The 23,272-nt window shown below is 70.5% G+C and carries 23 protein-coding genes; 9 read left to right on the top strand and 14 right to left on the bottom strand.

Translation table 11 applies throughout. From position 1 onward, the window contains the following. Positions 1-42: 42 nt before the first annotated feature. Both DI269_RS20125 and DI269_RS20120 read right to left on the bottom strand, forming a co-directional pair. Positions 43-1,269, bottom strand: a complete 1,227-nt coding sequence (locus DI269_RS20125; RefSeq protein ID WP_112139146.1) for a hypothetical protein — start codon at positions 1,267-1,269, stop codon at positions 43-45. An 81-nt stretch (positions 1,270-1,350) separates the two neighbouring features. Next, the gene (locus tag DI269_RS20120) at positions 1,351-2,382 is read right to left on the bottom strand and encodes an SIS domain-containing protein (protein ID WP_112139148.1); all 1,032 of its coding nucleotides are present in this window, start codon (positions 2,380-2,382) and stop codon (positions 1,351-1,353) included. A gap of 303 nt (positions 2,383-2,685) precedes the next feature. Here DI269_RS20120 and DI269_RS29180 point away from each other — a divergent pair, with 303 nt between their 5' ends. Further along, positions 2,686-2,760 (top strand): 50S ribosomal protein bL37, encoded by a 75-nt coding sequence (locus DI269_RS29180; RefSeq protein ID WP_408612316.1) that lies wholly within the window; start codon positions 2,686-2,688, stop codon positions 2,758-2,760. A 79-nt stretch (positions 2,761-2,839) separates the two neighbouring features. Beyond that, a complete protein-coding gene (locus DI269_RS28705; RefSeq protein ID WP_112139144.1) occupies positions 2,840-3,427 on the top strand; it encodes a TetR/AcrR family transcriptional regulator in 588 nt (195 codons plus the stop codon). Positions 3,428-3,450: 23 nt separating this feature from the next. On the opposite strand, the gene rsrA is transcribed toward DI269_RS28705, so the two are convergent. The 4 genes from rsrA to DI269_RS20095 form a co-directional block, all read right to left on the bottom strand. Then, complete coding sequence (rsrA, locus tag DI269_RS20110; protein ID WP_112139142.1) at positions 3,451-3,747, bottom strand: mycothiol system anti-sigma-R factor; 297 nt, start codon at positions 3,745-3,747, stop codon at positions 3,451-3,453. Further along, the gene (locus DI269_RS20105; RefSeq protein WP_112139141.1) at positions 3,744-4,523 is read right to left on the bottom strand and encodes a sigma-70 family RNA polymerase sigma factor; all 780 of its coding nucleotides are present in this window, start codon (positions 4,521-4,523) and stop codon (positions 3,744-3,746) included. Before DI269_RS20105 ends, rsrA begins: the two co-directional genes overlap by 4 nt. Before the next feature lie 396 nt (positions 4,524-4,919). Beyond that, positions 4,920-5,273, bottom strand: a complete 354-nt coding sequence (locus DI269_RS20100) for a WhiB family transcriptional regulator (RefSeq protein ID WP_112139139.1) — start codon at positions 5,271-5,273, stop codon at positions 4,920-4,922. A gap of 147 nt (positions 5,274-5,420) precedes the next feature. After that, complete coding sequence (locus tag DI269_RS20095; protein ID WP_112139137.1) at positions 5,421-6,128, bottom strand: SOS response-associated peptidase; 708 nt, start codon at positions 6,126-6,128, stop codon at positions 5,421-5,423. 159 nt (positions 6,129-6,287) lie between these two features. Here DI269_RS20095 and aroA point away from each other — a divergent pair, with 159 nt between their 5' ends. From aroA to hisN, 3 genes are read left to right on the top strand one after another with little or no spacing between them, the layout of a single operon-like run. Continuing rightward, on the top strand, positions 6,288-7,589 hold the full coding sequence (gene aroA, locus DI269_RS20090; RefSeq protein ID WP_112139135.1) for a 3-phosphoshikimate 1-carboxyvinyltransferase: 1,302 nt from the start codon (positions 6,288-6,290) through the stop codon (positions 7,587-7,589). A 3-nt stretch (positions 7,590-7,592) separates the two neighbouring features. Continuing rightward, on the top strand, positions 7,593-8,618 hold the full coding sequence (rsgA, locus tag DI269_RS20085; protein WP_112139133.1) for a ribosome small subunit-dependent GTPase A: 1,026 nt from the start codon (positions 7,593-7,595) through the stop codon (positions 8,616-8,618). Between the two features lie 30 nt (positions 8,619-8,648). Then, a complete protein-coding gene (gene hisN, locus DI269_RS20080) occupies positions 8,649-9,449 on the top strand; it encodes a histidinol-phosphatase (RefSeq protein WP_112139131.1) in 801 nt (266 codons plus the stop codon). Between the two features lie 47 nt (positions 9,450-9,496). Here hisN and DI269_RS20075 read toward each other — a convergent pair whose 3' ends face one another. After that, complete coding sequence (locus DI269_RS20075; protein WP_112139129.1) at positions 9,497-10,462, bottom strand: acetylxylan esterase; 966 nt, start codon at positions 10,460-10,462, stop codon at positions 9,497-9,499. Positions 10,463-10,703: 241 nt separating this feature from the next. Here DI269_RS20075 and DI269_RS20070 point away from each other — a divergent pair, with 241 nt between their 5' ends. Then, a complete protein-coding gene (locus DI269_RS20070) occupies positions 10,704-11,657 on the top strand; it encodes a pectate lyase family protein (protein ID WP_112139127.1) in 954 nt (317 codons plus the stop codon). Positions 11,658-11,708: 51 nt separating this feature from the next. On the opposite strand, the gene DI269_RS20065 is transcribed toward DI269_RS20070, so the two are convergent. The 6 genes from DI269_RS20065 to gcvT all read right to left on the bottom strand — a co-directional run bounded on the left by DI269_RS20065 (position 11,709) and on the right by gcvT (position 19,367). Next, the gene (locus DI269_RS20065; RefSeq protein ID WP_157975112.1) at positions 11,709-12,827 is read right to left on the bottom strand and encodes a Gfo/Idh/MocA family protein; all 1,119 of its coding nucleotides are present in this window, start codon (positions 12,825-12,827) and stop codon (positions 11,709-11,711) included. After that, positions 12,824-14,182, bottom strand: coding sequence for a mannitol dehydrogenase family protein (locus tag DI269_RS20060; RefSeq protein WP_112139123.1), 1,359 nt, complete (start codon positions 14,180-14,182; stop codon positions 12,824-12,826). The genes DI269_RS20065 and DI269_RS20060 overlap by 4 nt, the downstream gene beginning before the upstream one ends. After that, on the bottom strand, positions 14,170-15,465 hold the full coding sequence (locus DI269_RS20055; protein ID WP_112139121.1) for an enolase C-terminal domain-like protein: 1,296 nt from the start codon (positions 15,463-15,465) through the stop codon (positions 14,170-14,172). Before DI269_RS20055 ends, DI269_RS20060 begins: the two co-directional genes overlap by 13 nt. Further along, positions 15,466-16,899, bottom strand: coding sequence for a glucuronate isomerase (gene uxaC, locus DI269_RS20050; protein ID WP_112139119.1), 1,434 nt, complete (start codon positions 16,897-16,899; stop codon positions 15,466-15,468). Further along, positions 16,899-18,215: a Gfo/Idh/MocA family oxidoreductase gene (locus tag DI269_RS20045; RefSeq protein WP_112139117.1), complete on the bottom strand. Its 1,317-nt coding sequence runs from the start codon at positions 18,213-18,215 to the stop codon at positions 16,899-16,901. Before DI269_RS20045 ends, uxaC begins: the two co-directional genes overlap by 1 nt. 78 nt (positions 18,216-18,293) lie before the next feature. After that, positions 18,294-19,367, bottom strand: coding sequence for a glycine cleavage system aminomethyltransferase GcvT (gcvT, locus tag DI269_RS20040; RefSeq protein ID WP_112139115.1), 1,074 nt, complete (start codon positions 19,365-19,367; stop codon positions 18,294-18,296). Between the two features lie 75 nt (positions 19,368-19,442). On the opposite strand from gcvT, the gene DI269_RS20035 reads away from it, so the two are divergent. Next, positions 19,443-20,900 carry a leucyl aminopeptidase gene (locus DI269_RS20035; protein ID WP_112139113.1) on the top strand — a complete coding sequence of 486 codons (1,458 nt, stop codon included), beginning with the start codon at positions 19,443-19,445 and terminating at the stop codon, positions 20,898-20,900. Positions 20,901-20,976: 76 nt separating this feature from the next. Here DI269_RS20035 and DI269_RS20030 read toward each other — a convergent pair whose 3' ends face one another. Then, on the bottom strand, positions 20,977-21,309 hold the full coding sequence (locus tag DI269_RS20030; protein ID WP_112139111.1) for an oxidoreductase: 333 nt from the start codon (positions 21,307-21,309) through the stop codon (positions 20,977-20,979). Positions 21,310-21,523: 214 nt separating this feature from the next. Here DI269_RS20030 and lpdA point away from each other — a divergent pair, with 214 nt between their 5' ends. Both lpdA and DI269_RS20020 read left to right on the top strand, forming a co-directional pair. Then, the gene (gene lpdA, locus DI269_RS20025) at positions 21,524-22,912 is read left to right on the top strand and encodes a dihydrolipoyl dehydrogenase (protein WP_112139109.1); all 1,389 of its coding nucleotides are present in this window, start codon (positions 21,524-21,526) and stop codon (positions 22,910-22,912) included. Positions 22,913-22,939: 27 nt separating this feature from the next. Beyond that, positions 22,940-23,272: biotin/lipoyl-containing protein (locus DI269_RS20020; RefSeq protein WP_408612315.1), on the top strand; the 333-nt coding region annotated here is incomplete at its 3' end.

The raw sequence follows: 23,272 nt of genomic DNA, 5'->3' as shown, positions 1-23,272 counted from the left end.
GGGGGGTGGGGGCGGGGGGGAGGCCCCCAAGGAGGTTCGCGGCTACAGGACCGGGGTCGGGGGGACCGGGTATTCGAGGTTGACCGTGCGGGGGTTCTCGAGTTCGGCGAGGGGGGCCCAGCATTCGTAGACGCCGCGTTCGACGCAGGTGGCGTCGGCGGCCATGATGGCCTCGATGTCGGGTTGGCTCAGACGCAGGCGGACCCAGTCCTCGTTGCGGCCCAGGGCGACGACGTCGGTGTCGCGCCAGCGCGCGCGGGTGTGGAAGCGGCGCGGGCCGACGATGGGGCTGCGGCTGGCGGCGCCGCGCTCGTAGGCGTGGAAGCCGTGGCCGGGGTCGGCGGTGATCGAGACGCGCTCGCCCTCGTGCTCGCCGGTGAGGCCGGCGTGCACCGCGGGGTTGACGCGGAAGAGGGTGCGGCCGGTCTCCAGGCCGGGGATGCGGCTGACGAGGTCGCGGTGGCGGGCGCCGGCGACGCGGTTCCACACGTTCGTCTGCGGCTGGTACTGGAACAGCGCGATCTCGGCGCCGTCGGGCGTGTACGCGATGATCTCGGCGCGCGCGGTCAGCGGCAGGTCGGCGAGCCCGGCGGTCGTGAACTCCGGGATGAGGTGCGTGCCGCTGGGGAGAAACCCGGTGCCGAGGACCATCGACCCGCGCCGCTCGCGGCCGGGGATGCCGACGAGGCCGGGGAAGTTGACGAGTTCGGAGCTCGTGTAGTCGTCGGGTCCGATGGCGCGCCAGCGCAGGGCGAAGGCGAGGTCGCGCACGTCGTCGGGGTCGCCGGAGAGGACGATGCGGTCGCTGGGGAACCGCAGGTGGGCGACGTCGAATTCGCGGAAGCACAGGCCGCTGACGAGGGGCGCGGAGGTGAGTTGCCGTGAGACCTGGTGGCGGCTGAGGGGTTTGACCATGCGGGTGCCGGTGGTGATGAACGCGGTGGCCCGGGTGGCGGAGACGAGGGCGCGCTCGGCGGGGCCGATGCGCGGGTTCTGGCTGTACTGGTGCACTGTGGACGCGGTGACCCCGGGCATGACCGGGATCGACAGCGGGGCGACGCCGGCGAGGAGGAGCTCGCCGCCGGCGCTGGTCACCTCGTTGGCGTGAACGAACCGGTGGTGGGTGGACCCGCTGGGTTGGAAGCCGGGTTCCGAAGTGTCCGAATAGAGCTCGAATGCGGCGCCGCCTGCGACCGCACGGGCCCGGTACCGCCTGTCATGCCAGACGATCTCGGTGATGCCGGTCTTCGCGGCAGGTGGGGCCTGCATGACGCTGAGTGTACGGAGACGGGTGAACGGTTCGGTGAACCGAAGGTGAACACCAGCTTCTGCGGCGCCGCCGAGCTGGGATCACACCGTCTCTGTGACCTTCTTGAGACCTCTTGGGGCGTCGGGGTTCTCGCCCCGTTCAGTTGCGAGGTGGAGTGCGACCCGTTGCAGCGGAAGGATGTCCAGAAGGGCTGCGATGCGCTCGTCGACGGCGGGGGTGGCGAGGCGGGCGGTCTGGCCGGGGACGTCGGCGGCTCCGACGATGACGACGTCGGCGCGCTGCTTTTCGAGGCGGGTGAGCACGTTCCACATGGCGTGGCCGCCGGGGCCGGAGCCGACGACGGCGAGGACGGGGACGCCGGGGTCGGCCATGGCGAGGGGGCCGTGGAGGAGGTCGGCGCCGGAGAAGGCGAGCGAGGGGAGGTAGGAGGTCTCCATGAGTTTGAGGGCGGTCTCGCGGGCGGTGGGGTAGGCGTAGCCGCGGCCGGTGGTGACGAAGCGGGAGGCGAAGCGGTAGCGGCCGGCGAGTTCGGCGGCGCCGGGGTCGTCGAGGACGCTCTGGGCGAGTTCGGGGAGCTTGTCGAGGGCGGCGGCTTCGGCGGCTTCGAGGCGGCCGGTGCCGGTGCGGATGCCTTCGATGAGGAGCAGGAGGGTGAGGAGTTCGGCGGTGTAGGTCTTGGTGGCGGCGACGGCGCGTTCGTGGCCGGCGCGGACGTCGAGGTGGAGTTCGGCTTCATTGGCGAGGCGCGAGGCGGGGTTGTTGGTGACGGCGAGGGTGAGGGCGCCGCCGGCGCGGGCGGCGGCGACGACTTGGGCGAGGTCGGGGGAGCCGCCGGATTGGGAGACGGCGATGACGAGGCTGTCGGACCAGTCGGGGCGGGCGTCGTAGACGGTGACGACGGAGGGGCTGGCGAGGCTCGCGGGGAGGCCGAGGCGGATCTCGGTGAGGTAGGCGGCGTAGAGGGCGGCGTGGTCGGAGGTGCCGCGGGCGGTGAAGACGATGGAGCGCGGTTTCCGCTGCGCGATGAGCGCGGCGATCCGGGCGATCTCGGGGGCGCCGTGGTCGAGCACGCCGGCGTAGACGTCGGGCTGCTCGGCGATGTCGGCGGCCATGCCGATGCCGGGGCGCACGTCGGCGCCGGTGGTGTCGGGGACGCCGGCCTGGGGCTGGTTCACGGGACGCTCCTTGTCAGACGGATACCGCAAAGAAATATTAAATAAACCTTCATAATGAAGCCTAGTCCACGCGCGCCAGGGCCGTCCACCGCCGCCCGGGGCTTCCCGCGGACCGGGCGGCGCCCCTTCGCACACTCCCAACCCTCCGTCGATTTCACGCTGTCGTCAACGCCCTCCGGACGGTCGCGCAGGTACCGGTAAGGTTGGACCACTGAATTCCCGACCACCGAGGAGGAAGCCATGGCGAAGGCATCGCGCAAGCGCAAGTCGCGTAAGAAGAAGGCCGCGAACCACGGGAAGCGGCCGAACAGCTAGCGCTTGGCGGGGCAGGCGGCCGTGGCCGCGACTGCCCCGCGATGGCACTGGCCCTAGGACAAGAACGAGACTTGCCCACATGACGGAAGCGCCGCGCGAAGCGCGCGAGCAGAACCAGCCGAGCACCCGCGAGCGGATCCAGCAGACCGCGATCGCGCTCTTCAGCGAGCACGGCTACGAGCACACCTCTCTCAGGGAGATCGCCGAGCACCTCGGCGTCACCAAGGCCGCGCTGTACTACCACTTCAAGACGAAGGAAGACATCGCGGCGAGCTTCTTCGAGTCCTACGCGGTCGATCTCGACCGCATCTGCGACTGGGGCGACACCCAGCCGCGGGAACTGGGGACCCGGACCGAACTGCTGCGCCGCTACGCGGAGGTCATCCGCTCGCACGTGCCGGTGCTGCGGTTCATGCAGAACAACCAGGCCGCGCTCACGCGCCTGGACCGCATGTCGGTCTTCCGGCTGCGGCAGCAGCGCCTGCACGCGCTGCTGGTCGAGGCGGACGCCGCGCTCATCAACCGCCTGCGGGCGTGGGACGCGATCACGACCCTCTACAGCAACTGGATCACCTTCCCGCGGGTCGACGACTCCGAGGAAGAGGAGATCCGCGAGGCGTCGCTCCAGATCTCGATCGGCATGATCGAGGCGAACGCCGCCTCGTAAGGGACGGGGAGGCTCGGGCGCGCTCAGCGGTCGCGCTCGGCTACCTCGCTGAACAGCTCGCTGACCTGCTCGATCGCGTGGAGCTTCTGGCGCAGGCGCTCCTTGACGTCGTCGGGCGCCGTCTCCTTGGAGCAGCAGCGGTGCACGATCGTGCGCACCTCCTGCTCGATGCCGTACTCCGAGAGGCAGGGCGAGCACTCTTCGAGGTGGTCCTTGATGACGCCGCGGCGCACGTCGGAGCACTCCTCGTCGAGGTAGAGGTAGACCTCTTCGAGCACTTCGCGACAGTCGAGCCTGGGCTTGTCCGCTTCGCTGGTCACGACTGGCCCTCCTGTGCGGGCGAAAGGCCGCGGTCGGCGGCGTACGAGCTCAGCAGCTGGCGGAGCTGGCGCCGGCCCCGGTGCAGGCGGGACATGACGGTGCCGATGGGCGTGCCCATGATGTCGGCGATCTCCTTGTAGGAGAAGCCCTCGACGTCGGCGAGGTACACCGTCAGGCGGAAGTCCTCGCCCAGGCGCTGGAGGGCGTCCTTGACGTCGGAGTCGGGCAGGTGGTCGAGGGCCTCGGTCTCGGCCGAGCGCAGCCCCGAGGCCGAGTGGGACTCGGCGTCCGCGAGCTGCCAGTCCGTGATCTCGTCGGTCGGCGAGGTCAGCGGCTGGCGCTTCTTCTTGCGGTACGAGTTGATGTACGTGTTCGTGAGGATCCGGTACAGCCACGCCTTGAGGTTGGTGCCCTCGCGGAACTGGTGGAACTTCGAGTACGCCTTCAGGAACGTCTCCTGGACCAGGTCCTCGGCGTCGGCCGGGTTGCGCGTCATGCGCAGGGCGGCGCCGTAGAGCTGGTCGATCAGGGGCATCGCGTCGCGCTCGAAACGCGCGCGCCGCTCCTGGGCGGTCTCGCTTCCTGCCTCGGTCACCGTCTCCCTCTCGTCGGCCTCAGAAGCCGAGCCTACGGCAGGGGCCTGGGAGGGGACGGCGGAAATACCGGCGGCGGTGACGCCGGAGACGGAACCGGTCCCGTAGGCGGGGGACCATTCGGGGCCGCTCAGCAGGGCGGCCAGGCGCTCGTCTTCGCGTCCGCGGACGGTGGTGGTCATAAGCGATGCGCTCCTTACAGCGAGGTCGGAGACTCGTACCGCTCAACAGCCCCGGGTGCGGGTTCATTCCGCCGTCGGCGAAACCCCGCTAGTCTCCTCCGCCACATCTACGGTCAGGAGACGATCGAAGCGTGCGAAATTCACGAAAACCACCGAAATTACTACTTAATGGATTTAATCGGTAACTTTCGGTGCGCGGGGTCGTTATCGTCAGTGGACCCGGAAGGGTCTTGATCGCGCCGATGACACGTCGGCGCGTGAACTCCCAGTACCTGCCCCGGGCCGGCGGACATGACACCGCCGCCGGTCCGGGGAGGCTACGGAATCCCCCTGGACATGCGAAAGGCCGCGACGGTCGCCCGTACGGGCGGTCGCGGCCATCCGAATCGGTGAGCGCTAGGCGCCCACGGCCAAGGGGTTGATGTCCTTCCAGACCTCGATCATCGCGCGGCGCTCGCGGGGCGCGGTGGCCCCCCAGACGCCGTGGCGGTCGCGGGCCTCAAGGGCGCGGACCAGGCAGGGCGTGCGCACCGGGCAGGACGCGCACATCGCCAGGGCCTCGTCGATGGGCTCGCGGGGCTCGGGGTACATGACGTCCGGTTCGACCTCGGCGCAGTTGCCGCGGCGCAGCCAGTCGTCGCCGCTCATCCGGTACGAGCCGCCGAGGCTCTCCGAGCGGTATTCGGCGGCGTCGAGCAGCCGGGGGTCTTTCCGGGCGCGGGCTACTTCTTCGGGGCGGATTCGCCGCATTGCTGCCTCCCTATTCCATTGCCGCCGCGGCCGTTCCAACGCGTCTTCGCCTCGACGCAAGGGAGCGGTTCCTTCAGCCGGCGACGGCTTGTACACGAAAGACCGACGAGTTGTGGTACAGATACCAATACAGTGCTGTGATTGACTTCACAGTCCTGGAATGGTCGAGGGACCGGTCTCGCCGTCCGCGGGGCGGACGAGTTCGGGCCCGTCGTTGGTCGCGCGGCCGACGCCGCGACCGACCTTCCTGATCTCCAGATCGTCGGGCAGGGACCGGACGGGGCCGGCGAGCAGTTCGCCCTCGGCCGCGTCCTCCTCCCCCAGCCAGGCGGCGTAACGCTCGGGCGGGAGGACATAGGGCATGCGGTCGTGGATGGTCTCCATCGCCTCGCCCATCGCGGGGCAGGTCAAAACGGTGAAGGTCAGCAAGGTGAGGTCGCCGTCCTTCCAGGTGTCCCACAGGCCGGCGAAGACCACGCCGCCGGGCCGGGTGAAGAAGTAGGGCTGCTTGCCGCTGCCGGGGAGCTTGCGCCACTCGTACCAGCCGTCGGCCGGGACGAGCGCGCGCCGCGTCGCGAACGGGCGCTTGTACGCGCGGGAGGTCGCGACGGTCTCGATGCGGGCGTTGAACATGCGGGCGCCGATCGCGGGGTCGGAGGCCCACGGCGGGACCAGGCCCCACCGGGCGAGTTCGACGACCCGCTCGTCGCGCGACTTCGAGCGGCGCACCAGCGGGGCCTGCGCCGTGGGCGCGATGTTGTATCTGGGATCCCATGCACCGGCGATGAGGTCCTCGGCGTCGAAGAGCGCCGCCATGCTGGGGTTTGACTTGCTGTTGGCGTACCTTCCGCACATGCCCACACCGTAACCCCGGCCACCGACACCGCGGCTCCTCAATTCCGGACGCAGATTTTCGAACGTCCAGCTTCGAACGTCCAGCTTCGAACGTCCGGTCACGCCACCCCGGCCCGGCGACCACCCGGCTCCCGCACACCGGGCCACTAGACTGGCGGCGTGAACGCAACCGCCGCCCCTGAGAAGCGCCGCTGGGAGGCCCCGTACGCCGAGGCCCCCCTCGACGCGGTCGTCCGCGTGCCCGGCTCGAAGTCGATGACGGCCCGCGCCCTCATCCTCGCCGCGCTCGCCTCCGGCCCCAGCACGATCAAGCGCCCGCTCATCGCCCGCGACACCCTCCTCATGGTCGAAGGACTCCGCGCGATCGGCGTCGCGGTCGACACCGCCGACGACGACATCTGGACCGTCACCCCGGGCTCGTTCCGGGGCGGGACCTCCGTGGACTGCGGCCTCGCCGGGACCGTGATGCGGTTCCTGCCGCCGGTCGCGGCCCTCGCCGACGGGCCCGTGGCCTTCGACGGCGACCCGCACGCGCGCAACCGCCCCAACGACGGCGTCATCAAGGCCCTGCGCGGCCTCGGCGTCGACATCGAGGACGGCGGGCGCCTCGCGCTCCCCTTCACCGTCGAGGCCACCAGCCGCGTCAAGGGCGGCGAGCTGGAAGTGGACGCCTCCAAGACCTCGCAGCTGGTCAGCGCCCTGCTCATGGCCGCACCCCGGTTCGAGAACGGCCTCGACCTGCGCCACACCGGCGACCGGCCCGTGCCCAGCCGCCCCTACCTCGACATGGTCGTCCAGATGCTCCGCCAGGCCGGGGCCGACGTCGACGACTCCGAGCCCAACCGCTGGCGCGTCGCCCCCGGTGAGCTCCAGGGCCGCGAGTGGGTCATCGAACCCGACCTCCAGAACGCCGCCCCGTTCCTGTGCGCCGCGCTCGTCGCGGGCGGGCGGGTCACCGTCGAGGGCTGGCCCACCGAGACCACCCAGGCCGGCGACGCGATCCGCGACGTCCTCGTCCAGCTCGGCGCCCGCGTCGAGTGGACCCGCGGCGGCCTCACCGCCTACGGCTCGGCGGAGGCCATCCCGTCCGAGCTCGACCTCGCCGACGCCTCCGAACTCACCCCCTCTCTCGCGGCCGTGTTCGGGGTCAGCAAGGGCCCCTTCGCGATCCGCGGCGTCGCCCACATCCGCGGCCACGAGACCGACCGCGTCTCGGCCCTGGTCACCGAACTGCGCAAGATCGGCGCCGACGTCGACGAGTACGAGGACGGCTTCCGCGTCAACTCCGGCGGGCGCGCGCCCGGCACCTGGGCGACCTACGCCGACCACCGCATGGCCCACTCCGGCGCCGTCGCCGGACTCGTCGTCCCCGGGCTCGTCCTCGACGACGTCGCCTGCGTCTCCAAGACCTGGCCGGAGTTCGCGGAGGTCTGGGAGCAGGCCGTGCGAGGGAAGGGCTAGCCGTTGCCGAAGCCGGAATGGGACGTCGACGCCGACGACGATGACGACGAGTGGGACGAGGACGACGTCAAGGTCCGCGCCTCGCGCCGCTCCCGCCCCCGCACCAAGATCCGGCCCAAGCACGCGAACGCCGTCGAGGGCTTCGTGACCGCCGTCGACCGCGGCCGCTACACCTGCCGCCTCGGCGAGACCACCGTGACCGCCATGAAGGCCCGCGAGCTCGGCAAGCAGTCCATCGTGGTCGGCGACCGCGCCGGCCTCGTCGGCGACCTCACCGGCGCCCCCGGGACCCTCGCGCGCATCGTCAGGATCGAAGAGCGCCACGGCGAACTGCGCCGCTCGGCCGACGACGAGAACGCCACCGAGCGCGTCGTCGTCGCCAACGTCGACACCCTCGTCGTCGTCGCCTCCACCGTGGACCCGCCCCTGCGGTACGGATTCGTCGACCGCTGCCTCGTCGCCGCCTACGACGCCGGGGTCCACCCCGTCCTGTGCCTCACCAAGAACGACCTCGCCCCCCAGATGGTCGAGGAGGTCCGCGCCTACTACTCGCAGCTCGACCTCACCATCACCGCCACCGAACCCGACGCACCGCTCGACGAGCTCGTCGGACTGCTGCGCGACAAGGAGAACGTGTTCTTCGGGCACTCCGGCGTCGGCAAGTCCACCCTCGTCAACCGCCTCGTCCCCGGCGCCGGGCGCGCCGTCAGCGAGGTCCGCGCCATCGGCAAGGGCTCGCACACCTCCACCAGCACCGTCTCCTTCGAACTGCCCGGCGGCGGCTGGGTCATCGACACCCCCGGCGTCCGCTCCTTCGGCCTCGCCCACGTCACCGCCGACTCGATCCTCAAGGCGTTCCCCGAACTCGCCGAGGTCGCCGAGGACTGCCCGCGCGGGTGCACCCACACCCCCGAGATCGGCGACTGCGCCCTCGACGCGCAGATCGGACCCGACGACCCGCGTGCCGGACGCCTCGCCTCGTTCAGGCGCGTCCTCGCCTCGCTGCACGAAGCGGACACGAAGAACTGACCGCAGGGGCGCACTCAGTAGGATGAGCCCATGCCCTCTTCCAGCTACAACGACGATCTCGGCCTCGCGCATCTGCTCGCGGACTCGGCGGCCCAGATCGGAACGAGCCGGTTCCGGTCCTCGGACCTCCGGGTCTCGTCGAAACCGGACATGACCGAGGTCTCCGACGCCGACACGACCATCGAAGAGGTCCTGCGGTCCACGCTCTCGCGCGCCCGGCCCCGCGACGGCGTCTACGGCGAGGAGTACGGGGACAACCCCGGCGCCTCCGGCCGCAAATGGGTCATCGACCCGATCGACGCCACCCGAAACTACGTGCGCGGCGTCCCCATCTGGGCCACCCTCATCGCCCTGTTCGACCGCGGCGAGCCCGTCGTCGGCGTCGTCAGCGCCCCCGCCCTCAACCGCCGCTGGTGGGCCATGAAGGGCGCCGGGGCCTTCGCCGGGCGCGACCAGCGCGCCGGGAAGCGCATCCACGTCTCCAAGGTCGCCTCCCTTTCCGATGCGTCCGTGAGCATCTCCTCGATCACCGGCTGGGCCAAGCTCGACCGGCAGGGCGCCATGCTCGGGATGCTCCACGAGGCCTGGCGCGAGCGCGGCTTCGGCGACTTCTACTCGTACTGCCTGCTCGCCGAGGGGGCCGTGGACATCGCGGCCGAACCCGAAGTGGCCCTGTGGGACCTGGCGCCGCTCGCGCTCATCGTCGAGGAGGCCGGCGGGACGTTCACCGACCTGCGCGGGCGCCCCGGCCCCGACGGCGGGTCGGCGCTGGCCACGAACGGGCTGCTGCACGACGAGGCGCTGGAGCGGCTGAAGATCCGCGAACTGTAGGACATGCGGAAGGGGCGGGACCGGTCGGTCCCGCCCCTTCGCCGTGCCTAGTGCTCGGTGAGGAACTTCAGGTGCTCGCCCCTCTGGTGGACGCCGCCGCCTTCGTGCTTGTTCCAGGGCCACACGGTGATCCGCTTGTCGCCCTGCCAGCGGTTGTAGGCCGCGAACACGGTCGAGGGCGGGCAGATGTCGTCCATCAGGCCGACCGAGTAGAGCGCGGGCGCGGTGCCGCGGGCGGCGAAATGGAGGCCGTCGAAGTAGTTCAGGGTCGCGAAGACGCGGTCCTCGCGCAGGCGCTGGCCCGAGAGGAACTCGACGATCTCCTGGTAGGGGAACGCGTCGGTGATGGCGACGGCGCGCTGGAAGTGCGTCAGGAACGGGACGTCGACCATCGCGCCGGCGAGGTCGCCGCGCAGGCCGCCGACGGCCTGGGCGATGCCGCCGCCCTGGCTGCCGCCGGCGACGACGATCCGGTCGGGGTCGATCCCGTCGAAGCCCTTGGCGACGTCGACCGCGCGGTGGGCGTCGGTGAAGACCCGGCGGTAGTAGTAGTGCTCAGGGGCTTCGAGGCCCTGGGTCATCCAGCCGCGGTTGGTGGGGCCGGTGGTGCCGTACGGGTCGGCGGTGTCGCCGGGCTGCCAGTTGCCGTAGCCCTGGCCGCGGGTGTCCATGACGAAGTGGGCCCAGCCGGCGGCGGGGTAGGTGGTGTGGGACCAGGGGTAGGAGCGGCCGCCGGAGTAGCCGATGTACTCCACGACGCACGGGAGCGGGCCCTCGACGCCCTTGGGCTTGACCAGCCAGGCCTTGATCGGGTGGCCGCCCCAGCCGGCGAAGGTGACGTCGAGGACGTCGACGGTGACCAGGCCCGCGTCGTAGGGCTCGGCCCGCACGTCGAGGCCGAAGCCGCCGGCCTCGCTGAGGGTGGTCTTCCAGAACTCGTCGAAGTCGGCCGGTTCGGGGACGTCGGGCCGGTATTCGCGGAGCTGTTCCAGGGGGAGGTCGAAGAGAGCCATGGGGAGTTTGTAGCACGACCCGACGAAATTCGTCCAGTGCGTCGAGCGCGTCGGTGCAACCGATTGCCCCACGGTTACCAGCGCTTGCCAGACGCCCGTCAGGGCCGGTGGCTCATCGTCTTCCCCGCCCCTTTCTATTTCGGGCCGAAGCCTTGCAAACGCTGTCCTCTCGGGCTTACCGTGAAAAATAGACGTACATCAATACGTTGTGCCTCCCTCTCCAACGAAAGGAAGCTCGTCAATGTCGACGACCATCTCCCTCACGGCCAGACGGGTCCTCGGGCTCGTCGCGGCGCTGGCACTGGCCGCGCTGTCGGTCACCGCCCTCGACCCGGCACCTGCGGTCGCCCAGTCCGGCCTCACCGGCTGGGCGACGCAGAACGGCGGCACCACCGGCGGCGCGGGCGGCCCCACCACCACGGTCACCACGGCCTCGGCGTTCACCTCCGCGGTGGCCTCCAGCAGCGCCAAGATCGTCCGCGTCAGCGGCACGATCGCCCTGTCCGGCATGGTGAACGTGGGGTCCAACACCACGATCATCGGCAACTCGGGCGCCACCTTCACCGGCGGCGGCCTCAACTTCGACACCGACCGCAACGTGATCGTCTACAACATGCGGTTCAACGCCTGGTCCGACGACGCGATCAACGTCCAGGACGGGTCCACGAACCTCTGGTTCGACAACAACACCTTCGGCACCGGCTACGACGGCGCGCTCGACATCAAGCGCGGCTCGGACTTCATCACGGTGTCGTGGAACCGGTTCAACGGCACCGACAAGACGATGCTGCTGGGCCACTCGGACTCCAACGGCGGCCAGGACATCGGCCACCTGCGGGTCACCTACCACCACAACTGGTTCAACGGCACGAACCAGCGGACCCCGCGCGTGCGGTTCGGCTCGACCGTCCACGTCTACAACAACTACTACGTCAACATCGGCTCGTACTGCGTGGCCACCACCGAGAACGCCGGCGTCCTGTTCGAGGGGAACTACCTCGAGAACGCGGACGACGCCGTCCACATCGGCGAGGGCTCCTCGGACGGCGGCCGGATCCTCTCCAGGAACAACCACCTGGTGAACACCGGCACACCCGCGTCGAGCGGCTCGGTGAGCGGCGTCCCGTACGGGTACTCGCTCACCACGCCATCGCAGGTGAAGTCCGTCGTGACCGCCAGCGCCGGGGCCAGCTGACCCCCGAATAGAGAAGAGGGCCCCCGGCGTTCGCCGGGGGCCCGTTCGCGTTCAGGCCCAGGGGAGGCCGAGTTCGCTGTAGAGCTTCCCTTGAGTGGCGGCGTCGACGACGGCCTGGTCGGCGCCTTTGAGGATGGTGACGGGGTCGTCGCCGACGCGTTCGAGGTGCTTGTCGTCGACCAGGCGCGGGACGGGCGAGGTGAGGACCTGTTCGAGGACGCCGGTGAAGGGCTTGGAGCGGCGCAGGCCGGAGATGAGGCCGACGCCGCGGCGGCGGTGGGCGAGGAGGTTGTCGAGGAGGTTGGTGGTGCCGTACTGCTTGGCCTCGGTCTCGCCGGGGAGGCGCAGGAGGTCTTCGCGGAAGCCGTACCAGGCTTCGCCTTCGGTGCCCTTGATGTAGATGTCGCCTTCGACCTTCTTGTCGCCGCAGAGGGTCACGGCGACGGTGATCTTCACGCCGTTCTTATTGGTGGCGCGCCAGGCGGCGGTGTCGTCGACTTCGATGCTCTCGCGGGTGCGGAGGCGTTCGAGTTCGACCGGGCCCTGGAGGGGCCAGTCGCCGGCGAGGGCGATGGCCTGCTGGGAGGCGTGGGCCCAGGGGTTGGCGAGGGCGCCGTCGGCGATGAGGGTGCCGTTGAGTTCGCGCTTGCCGGCCCAGGCGGAGCGGCGGTAGTAGGAGTCGGGGCGCTGCCAGGAGCCGGCGACGCCGATGGACTCGATCTCGCCGAAGCGGCCGGCTTCGATGGCGTCGCGGACGGCGTTGAAGGCGTGGGAGCCGAGGGCCTGGAAGCCGACCTGGACGTTGCGGCCGGTCTCGGTCATGACTTCGTACAGTGCACGGTATTCGTCGAGGTTGGTGACGGGGGGCTTCTCCAGGTAGATGTCGGCGCCGTGGCGCATCGCGGCGGCGGCGATGGGGAGGTGGCTGGGCGGCGGGGTGGCGATGATGACGACGTCGGGGTCGGTGGCGTCGAGCATCGCCTGGTAGTCGTCGAAGACGGGGGTGTCGCCGATGGCCGCGCCGGGGCGCTCCTGGATCTCGGCGGTGTCGCACATGCCGACGAACGCGAGTTCGCCGCGTTCGGCGCGGGGGGCGAGGTTGTGCTCGCGGTGGTGGAGGCCGAAGCCGTTGGCGCCCACGAGGGCGACGCGCGGGATGCTCGTTGTCACAGGTGCTCCAGTGTGGTGGCGACGCCGTGCCGGTCGAGTTCGCGCAGCCATTTGGCGGCGGCCCGGCGCAGCTGGTGGTTGTCGGCGAGGGGTTCGGGGACGACCTGGCGGATGCCGAGGATCGCGTCGATGCGCGCGGCCGGGGCGGGGCCGGCGGCGGCGAGGCTCTGGCGCAGGACGTCTTTGAGGGGGTCGTCGAGCGGCAGGTCGGCTCCGGCGTCGGACTTGCCGGCGCAGAAGCGGGTCCAGGCCGCGAGGGGCAGCGCGATGAGGTCGAGGTCGACGCCGGCTGCGACGAGGTCGGTCATGGTGCCGAGGAGGCGCTGCGGGAGCTTCTGGGAGCCGTCCATGGCGATCTGGATGCAGCGGTGGCGGATGCCGGGATTCGCGAAGCGCTCCAGGACGCCTTCGCCGTAGGCGACGGTGTCCTGCCCGTCGGGCGGGGTGAAGCTCGGCGCGATCTGCTCGCTGATGAGCCAGCGCGCGAACTCCTCGGCGCCGGGGAGGGCGAGGGTCTCGCTGACGGTCTCGGCGTCGGCGAGCGCGCCGAGGTAGGCGAGGGTGGAGTGGACGCCGTTGAGGGTGCGCAGTTTCAGGCGCTCCCAGCCGGCGACGTCGGTGGTGTAGGTGGCGTCCCAGCCGGGGCGGGGCCCGGCGAAGTTGTCTTCGATGACCCACTGGGTGAACGGTTCGGCTTCGACGGCGGCGAGGTCGGAGACGCCGAGTTCGCCGAGGGCGCGCTCGTAGGTGGCGCGGGTGGAGGCGGGGACGATGCGGTCGACCATGCTGGAGGGGAAGGTGACGTGCTCGTCGGCCCAGGCGCGGGTGGTGTCGTCGAGGAGGGGTTCGACTGCGGCGCGGGTGGTCTTGCCGTTGTCGGGGAGGTTGTCGCAGCACAGGATGGTGAGCGGCGGGCCGCCTTGTGCGGCGCGGCGGGCGAGGCCGTCGGCGAGGAGGCCGGGGACGCCGTGCGGGTCGCGGTAGGCCTTCTCGGTGACGGTGAGGGTGACGACGTGGGTGGCGGGGTCGGCGATGAGGTCGAGGGCCCGGTCGCGTTCGGTGGCGATGTGGAGGGTGTCCACGATCGAGCCGATGACGCGGAGGTCGGCGCCGTGGGGGCCGAGGGTCGCGACGGTGTAGAGGCCGTCCTGTGCGGCGAGGGCGTCGATGACGTCGCGCGAGCGGGGCGCGGCGACGGTGATGCCCCAGTCGGTGTCGTCGGTGTAGACGGCCTGGTGGGCGCGGTGGAACGCGCCGGCGCCGAGGTGGAGGATCCCGGCGCGGTCGGGGCGGTCCCCGGGAACCGTGATGTTCCCGGGGAGCCGCTTCAGGACCTCTTGATTTAGGCGTTCCACGCGGGACCGTTCGGGAAGGAGTACTCGGCGATGGACTCGGCCTTGAGGGTGACCGAGTAGCCGGGTTGCGTGGGGAGCCGGTAGCGGCCGTCCACCACGGTGACGGGGTCCGTGTAGTGCTCGTGCAGGTGGTCGACGTACTCGATCATGCGTCCCTCCAGGGTCTTCCCGATCCGAAGGTATTCGAACATGCCGAGGTGCTGCACGTATTCGCAGAGTCCCACTCCGCCCGAATGCGGGCATACGTCGACGCCGCGCTTGGCGGCCATGAGGAGGGTGGCGAGGACTTCGGGGATCCCGCCGACGCGGCAGGCGTCGATCTGGCAGACCTGGATGGCCTCGGCCTGGAGGAGCTGCTTGAAGATGACGCGGTTGGCGGCGACCTCGCCGGTGGCGACGCGGATCGGGTTGACGGCCTTGGCGATCCGGGCGTGGCCGAGGATGTCGTCGGGGTGGGTGGGCTCCTCGATCCAGTACGGGTCGAAGGCCGCGAGTTCGCGCATGTTCGCGATGGCCTCGGGGACGGACCAGATCTGGTTGGCGTCCATCATGAGGAGCCGGTCGGGGCCGAGGACGTCGCGGATGATGCGGGCGCGGCGCACGTCGTCGGCGACGTCGGGCGAGCCGACCTTCATCTTCGCGGCGGTCCAGCCGTCGGCGACGGCCTGCTCGGTGAGGGCGCGGACCTTGTCGTCGGAGTAGCCGAGCCAGCCGACGGAGGTGGTGTAGGCGGGGAAGCCGTCGGATTCGAGGACTTTGAGACGGTCCTCGTAGCCGATCCGGCCCTCCTCCAGGATCGCCACGGCCTCGTCGTAGGTGAGTTCGTCCTCGATGTGCCGGTAGTCGATCTGGGCGGCGAGTTCGGCGGAGTCCATCTCGGCGAGCAGCTGCCACATGGGCTTGCCTTCGAGTTTGGCGCGCAGGTCCCAGACGGCGTTGACGATCGCGCCGACGGCCATGTGGGTGGCGCCCTTCTCGGGGCCGAGCCAGCGGATCTGCGGTTCCTGGACGATCGAGCGGGAGAACTCGACGGGGTCCGCGAAGATCTCCTCGACCGTCTTGCCGACCACGAGGTGCGCGAAGGCCTTGACGGCCTGGACGCAGATCTCTGTCCCGCGGCCGCCGGTGAAGGTGAAGCCGGTGCCGGTGGGGCCGCCGTCGGTGTACAGCTCGACGTAGCAGGCCGAGTAGTCGGCGCGGTTGATCGAGTCCGAGCCGTCGCCGGCGGTCGCGGTCGGGAACCGCACGTCGTGGACCTCGAGGCGTTCGATCTTGGTCGACACTTACTTTTCCAATCCGTAGATCTTGCGGGGGAGATTGTAGGCGAGGTCCACGGCCACTTCTGCGGCTTCGCCGTCGGTCATGCGGTGCTCGGCGACCAGGCGCGCGAGGAACGAAGCGTCGATGCGCCGGGCCAGGTCGTGGCGGGCCGGGATCGAGCAGAACGCGCGGGTGTCGTCGACGAACCCGGCCGTGTTGTAGAACCCGGCGGTCTCGTGGATCGCCTCCCTGAAGCGGCGCATGCCTTCCGGGGAGTCGAGGAACCACCAGGGGGCGCCCGCGAACACGGCAGAGTAGCCGCCGGCGAGCGGCGCGATCTCACGGCTGAACACGGTCTCGTCGAGCGTGTAGAGCACGATCCGGAAGCGCGGGTGGTTCCCGAAGGCGTCGAGCAGCGGCTTGAGCGCGCGCGTGTACTCGGTGCCGTTGGGGATGTCGCCGCCGACGTCGCGGCCCCAGCCCTCGTACAGCCACTGGTTGTGGTTGCGGTCCGAGCCGGGGTGGAGCTGCATGACCAGGCCGTCGTCGACGCTCATGCGCGCGAACTCGACGAGCATGAGCGCCGGGAACCGCAGGATCTCGGCCTCGCTCGCCTCGCCGTCGAGGGCCCTGGCGTAGATCTCCGCGGCGGCCTTCGGGTCGTCCTCGGTCGCGGCGGTGAGGTTGCCGTGGTCGGTGCAGGTGGCCCCGGCGGCGATGAAGTCCTGGCGGCGCTTGCGCAGTGCCGCGATGAAGCCGTCGAACGTGGCCGTGTCCTGCCCGGTGATCGCGGCGAGGGCGTCGACGCGCTCGCGCCAGCCCGGCCACCCGGGTTCGACCAGGTTGTCGGGCCGGAACGTGGTGACGACCTTGCCGCCCTTGCCGCCCCACCTTCGGCCACCGGTTGCCGGGATCGCCGCGAGGGCCGCGTGCGCCTCCAGGGAGTCCACCGGGGACTCGGTAGTGGCGAGGACCTCGATGTTGAAGCGGTCGAACAGGGCCCGCGGCCGGTAGGCCGGCTCGGCCAGGCGCGCCGAGAGGTGGTCGTAGAACTCGTCGGCGGTGTCGGCGCTCAGCTCCTTGTAGATCCCGAAGACCTCGGCGAAGGTGTGGTCGAGCCACAGCTTCGACGGGGTGCCGCGGAACAGGAAGTAGTGCTCGGCGAAGCGCCGCCAGATCGTACGTCCGTCCACTTCGGAGGGATCACCGGCGGCGGAGGGCACGCCGAGCTCGTCGGGGCGCACGCCCTGCGCGTACAGCATCCGGGTCAGGTAGTGGTCGGGGACGACGAACAGGCGCGCCGGGTCGGGGAACGGCCGGTTCTGGGCGATCAGGCGCGGGTCGACGTGCCCGTGCGGGCTCACCAGCGGCAGGTCGGCCGTCCGCTGGTGGAGCTCGCGGGCGATGGCGCGCGTGCGCTCGTCGGCCGGGAAGAGTCGGTCGGGGTGAAGAGGCACTATTTCTCCAGCTTGAACAGGTCCGCGACGGCAACCGATTGCCCAGTGCGGATCGAGGCGTTCGACGCCAGACCGGCGGCCAGCGCGTTGAGGCCGTCCTGCGCGCTCGCGGAGCGGTCGTGCGGGTCGGTGTCGCCGTCGAAGAGGACGCCGAGCATGCGGGTGTCGCCGCCGCCGTGCCCGGCGCGGTTGTACTCGCCGAGGTCGATCTTCGTCGGCTTGGTCCAGAACGGGTGCACGGTCAGCTCGTACCGGCCCTCTTCTGCGGCGGCGTGGGTGCCGTGGATGCTCGCGCCGTTGGGGCCCTTGAGGGCCGGGTTGACGTGGTCGTTCTCGACGACGAGGAGTTCGAGGCGGCCCTGGGTGCCGTTGAAGTGCACCCGGTAGCCCTCCCAAGGGGAGTAGGCGGTGAGCCGGTAGGAGAGCGTGACGCCGGAGTCGTAGTCCACGAGCGCCATCATGTCGTCGTAGATGGTCACGCCGGGGGCGAACACCGACTGGTCGCGGATGTAGCCGTCCTCGTCCTCGGCGTCGAGGTATAGGGCCTTGAGCGTCGGGTTCTCCTCCATGTGGAGGGCGAACGGGTCGTCGGCGGCGGCCTCGGAGCCGTGGACGCGCTCGTAGCCGCGGTCGTGGCCGTTCGCCTTGCCGTTCTCGCCGTAGAAGGCGAGGCGGCCCTTCGCGAAGGCGCGCACGGGGGCGGCGTCGAGCCACCAGTTGACGAGGTCGAAGTGGTGGCCGGACTTGTGGACGAGCAGGCCGCCGGAGTTGGCCTCCTCGCGGTGCCAGCGGCGGAAGTAGTCCGCGCCGTGGCGGGTGTCGAGGAGCCAGTCGAAGCCCACGGAGGTGATCTCGCCGATCGCGCCCTCGCGGAGCAGCTCGGCGACCTTCTCGTGGAGGGGGTTGTACCGGTAGTTGAAGGTGACGGTGACCTTTCCGGCGGACGCGGCCTCGGCGGCGAGGATCTCGGCGGCGTGCTCGGCGGTGGTCGTCAGCGGCTTCTCGGAGATGACGTCCTTGTCGGCGGCCAGCGCGGCGAGGATGTACTCGTGGTGGGTGGCGTCGACCGAGGTGACGATGACGGTGTCGGGGTCGGTCTCGGCCAGGAGGGTCCCGAAGTCGGCGGCGGCGTAGACGGCCGGGGCGGGGAGCCCGGCGGCCTCGACCGCGGCGGCGTGGTGGGCGATCCGCTTCGGGTTGGGGTCGGCCAGCGCGACGAGCGCGGCCCTGTCACCCCGCTCGATGATCGCGTTGACGTACATCGTGGCGCGCGATCCGGTCCCGACGATGGCATAGCGATGCGGGGTGCCTGACATGTGACTCCTTCGTCTGCGAGGTTCTGGTAAACGCTATCTGAGAACCTCGCGCCAGGCAAGACCAGCCCTTCGGACGGTCTACTTGGGTGTGGCTTTCGTGAAGGGGGGCTTGACGACCCGCACCGCCAGGCGCCTGCCGCGGACGTCGAGTTCGAGCTCGGCGCCGGGCTTGTACGCGGCGTCCAGGAGCGCGAGCGCGACGCCCTTCTTCAGGGTCGGCGCGTGGGTGCCGGAGGTGGTCTCGCCGACGGCCGTGTCGCCGTCGAGGACGGTCATGTGGGCGCGCGGGACGCCCTTGCCGGTGGCCTCCAGGCCCCACAGGCGGCGCTTGGGGCCGGCGGCCTTCTCGGCGTCGAGGGCGGCCTTGCCCCAGTACTCGGGCTTGTCCCAGCCGATGGCCCAGTTCAGGCGGGCCTGGACGGGGGTGATGTCGAGGCTGAGGTCCTGGCCGTGGAGCGGGTAGCCCATCTCCAGGCGGAGGGTGTCGCGGGCGCCGAGGCCGCACGGGGCGGCGCCGGCGGCGAGCATGGCGTCCCACAGGTCCCCCGCGGCCTCGTTCGGGACGACGAGTTCGAAGCCGGTCTCGCCGGTGTATCCGGAGCGGCAGACGATGACCTCGCTCTGCTCGCGGAAGCTCATGTAGTCGTGGTCGTGCGGCAGGCCGAGGTGTTCGAGGATGCGCGGCGACTCGGGGCCCTGGACGGCGATGACGGCGAAGGACCGGTGGACGTCGCGGACCTCGACGCCCTCGGGGGCCGCGGCGGCGAGGCGGCGGGCGACCTCGGCGGTGTTGGCGGCGTTGGGGATCAGGAAGACCTGGTCGTCGCCGAAGCGGTAGGCGATGAGGTCGTCGACGACGCCGCCCGACTCGTCGAGGCACAGCGTGTACTGGGCGCCGCCGGGGCCGATCCGGTCGAGGTCGTTGGCGAGGCAGCGGTTGACGAACGCGGCCGCGCCGGGGCCGGTGACCCAGATCTTGCCGAGGTGGGAGACGTCGAAGGCGCCGACGCCGGTGCGCACCGCCTGGTGCTCGGCGAGCACCCCGCTCGGGTACTGGAGGGGCATGTCCCAGCCCGCGAATTCGGCGAACTTCGCGCCGAGGGCGGTGTGGCGGGAGTGCAGCGGTGAGGTGAGCAGCGACGGTTCGGACATGGGACAGAGCCTATCGTGCGCGTCCCAGTGGCTAGGATCGGAGCATTTGGTCCCCGACACACCTAAGGATTGATCGTGACTGATCTGCTGAGCGCATCCGGCGACGCCGCGAACGCGGACGTCGACGTGCTCGTCGTGGGCGTCTTCTCCGGCGAGGACGCGCCCGTGCTGCCCGAGAGCCTCGCGGGCGTCGACGCCGGGTTCGGCGGGCGGCTCGCCGAGCAGCTGGCCGCCCTCGGCAACACCGGCGCGGCCTCCTCGCTCACCCGCCTGCCCGCGCCCGACGCGCTCGGCGCGAAGCTCGTCTACGCCGTCGGCCTCGGCGACGCCGGCGACCTCGACGACGAGACCCTGCGCCGCGCCGCCGGGACCGCGGTGCGGGCCGCGTTCGGCCAGGGCACGGTCGCGATCGCATTCGAGGGCGACCCGGAGGCGACCGCGACCGGCGCGATCCTCGGCGCCTACAAGTACGAGGGCTTCAAGACCGAGGGCGGCGGCGACGACGCGCCCGAGTCGATCGGCGTCTACGGCGCCTCCGCCGACGCGGTCGCGAAGGCCGTCGTGCTCGGCGAGAGCATCGCGCTCGTCAAGGACTGGGTGTCGGCGCCCGCGAACCTGCTGCGCCCGCCGACGTTCGCGATCGAGATCGAGCAGGCCGCCGTCGCGGCGGGCCTGGAGGTCGAGATCCTGAACGCCGAGGCGCTCTCGGCGGGCGGCTACGGCGGCGTCCTCGCCGTCGGCGGCGGCTCGTCGGCCGAGCCGCGCCTGGTTCGGCTGTCGTACCGGCCCGAGGGCGCGCGCAAGCACATCGCGCTGGTCGGCAAGGGCATCACCTTCGACTCCGGCGGCTACTCGATCAAGCCGACCGCGGGCATGTGGGAGATGAAGTACGACATGGCCGGGGCCGCGGCCGTGGTCGGCGCGACCATCGCCGCCGCGAAGCTGGGCCTGGACGTGAACGTCACGTGCACCGTCGCGCTCGCGGAGAACCTCGTCTCGGGCACCGCCTACCGGCCCTCCGACGTGCTGACCATCCGCAACGGCATGACCGTCGAGATCCTCAACACCGACGCCGAGGGCCGCCTGGTGCTCGCCGACGCGCTCTCGCGGGCCGTCGAGGACGAGCCCGACGCCGTCTACGACGTCGCGACCCTCACCGGCGGCCAGCTCATCGCACTCGGGCGCCGCACCATGGGCCTCATGGGCACCGACTCCGAGACCGAGCGCATCCGCCGTATCGGCGAGGCGACCGGCGAGCACGGCTGGCCGATGCCGTTCCCCGACGACCTCGTCAAGCTCATGGAGTCCTCGATCGCGGACGTGTCGCAGTGCGCGGCCGGCCTCAAGCGCGACGGGCACATGATCCAGGGCGGGATCTTCCTGTCGAAGTTCGTGCCCGAGGAGATCCCGTGGGCGCACCTCGACATCGCGGGCCCCGCCGACTCGGACTCGGCGCACGGCTACACCGCGAAGGGCGCGACGGCCGTGCCGGTGCGCACGCTCGTGGCGCTCCTGGAGGAGCACGCCGCCTGACGCTCACCGCCGGGTGGCGGGATATTGCGCGAGATTTAACGTGAGCGGCCGGTCCGAAAGGGCCGGCCGCTTCGCGCTACTGGCGCCGCTGCTGTTCGAGCTTCTTGCGGGCGTCGAAGTCCCGCTTGCGCTGCGGGTACCCGACCTTCGCGACCTCGTAGACCGGGATGTTGTGCTTGCGGCCCAGGGCGAACGCGCCCGCGGGGCCCGCGACGCGCCGCCGCGTCCACTCGCCGTCGTGGGCGATGAGCATGACCGTGGTCTCGGTGACGGTGGTCTTCGGCTCGACGTACGCCTCGACGCCGGTGCGCGAACCGATGAATTCGACCAGGTGGCGCTGGTCGCCGTTGTCGGAGGCGCGGTCCAGCGTCCCGTCAGCCTGCTTCTTCTTCTTCCCGAACCAGCCCACATCCGCTCCTTCACGCACCCGCACGATGTCGACTTTCAAGCGTACACACGCGCTATGACGCCTGTGTCCAGCCGCACACGAACATGACTTTCCGAAGCTCCCAGCAAGCGGTTGAATGGTGTTGCACACTCCAAGCACCGGGTCTGGGCGACCACGAGACGCGCCCGGTGGAAGGATGGGCAGCGAACCTAAGCATCGTTAAGTGGGGAGAGCAATGAGCGACCCGAACGCAGGATACGACGTAGTCATCCTGGGCGGCGGCAGCGGCGGCTACGCGGCGGCCTTCCGCTCCGCTGAGCTGGGGCTGAAGGTGGCCCTCATCGAGAAGGACAAGGTCGGCGGGACCTGCCTCCACCGCGGCTGCATCCCCACCAAGGCGCTGCTCCACGCCGGCGAGGTCGCCGACACCGCCCGCGAGTCCGAGCAGTTCGGCATCCTGGCCGAGTTCAAGGGCGTCGACATGCCCGCGGTCAAGAAGTACAAGGACGACGTCGTCTCCAAGCTGTACAAGGGCCTCCAGGGCCTGGTCAAGGCTCACAAGGTCGACTTCATCCAGGGCACCGGCACGCTCGTCGGACCCAACGCCGTGCAGGTCGACAACGGCCAGACCGTCACCGGCAAGAACGTCATCCTCGCCACCGGCTCGTACTCCAAGACCCTCCCCGGTCTTGAGATCGACGGCGAGAAGATCATCGCCTCCGAGCACGCCCTCGAACTGACCGAGCTGCCGAACAAGGCGATCGTCATCGGCGGCGGCGTCATCGGCGTCGAGTTCGCCTCCGCCTGGAAGTCCCTGGGCGTCGAGGTCGAGATCATCGAAGGCCTCCCCCGCCTCATCGCGGCCGAGGACGCCGACTCCTCGAAGCAGCTGGAGCGGGCGTTCCGCAAGCGCGGCATCAAGTTCCACACCGGCAAGTTCTTCGAGAAGGTCGAGAAGACCGCGACGGGCGTGCAGGTGACGATCCAAGGCGGCACCGTCGTCGAGGGCGACATCGTGCTCGTGGCCGTCGGCCGCGGCCCGGTCACCGCCGGCATCGGCTACGAGGAGCAGGGCATCACCCTCGACCGGGGCTTCGTCCCCGTGAACGAGAGCCTCCAGACGAGCGTCCCCGGCGTCTACGCCGTCGGCGACATCGTCCCCGGCATCCAGCTCGCGCACCGCGGCTTCCTCCAGGGCATCTTCGTCGCCGAGCACATCGCGGGCCTGAACCCGGCCCCGATCGACGAGACCGGCATCCCGCGCGTGACCTTCACCGAGCCCGAGGTGGCCTCCATGGGCCTCAACGAGGACAAGGCGAAGGAGAAGTACGGCGCCGACAAGATCAAGTCGGTCAACTACAACCTCGCGGGCAACGGCAAGTCGAACATCCTCAAGACCCAGGGCTTCATCAAGCTCGTGGCGGTCGAGGACGGCCCGATCGTCGGCGTCCACATGGTCGGCGCGCGCATCTCCGAGCAGATCGGCGAAGCGGAGCTGATCTACAACTGGGAGGCCTACGCGAACGACGTCGCCCAGCTGATCCACATGCACCCCACCCAGAACGAGGCGATCGGCGAAGCGGCGATGCTGCTGGCCGGCAAGCCGCTGCACGCCCACGACTAATCCACAACCGCAGGAGTTGAACGAACGATGCCGACATCGGTAACGATGCCCGCTCTCGGTGAGTCGGTCACCGAGGGGACTGTCACCCAGTGGCTCAAGAAGGAAGGCGACACCGTCGAGGTCGACGAGCCGCTCCTGGAGGTCTCGACCGACAAGGTCGACACCGAGGTTCCTTCCCCGGTTGCCGGTGTGCTGCTGAAGATCGTGGTTCCCGAGGACACTGACGTCGAGGTCGGCGGCGAGCTGGCGATCATCGGCGACCCGTCCGAGGCCGCCGGCGCCCCCGCGGCTCCGGCCCCCGCGCCCGCCCAGGAGCCGCTGCCCGAGCCCGAGGCCCCCAAGGCCGAGGCCGCTCCGGCC

Source organism: Glycomyces dulcitolivorans (assembly GCF_003265355.1).
GTDB lineage: Bacteria > Actinomycetota > Actinomycetes > Mycobacteriales > Micromonosporaceae > Glycomyces > Glycomyces dulcitolivorans.
This window is presented reverse-complemented; position numbering and strand designations above follow the sequence as displayed.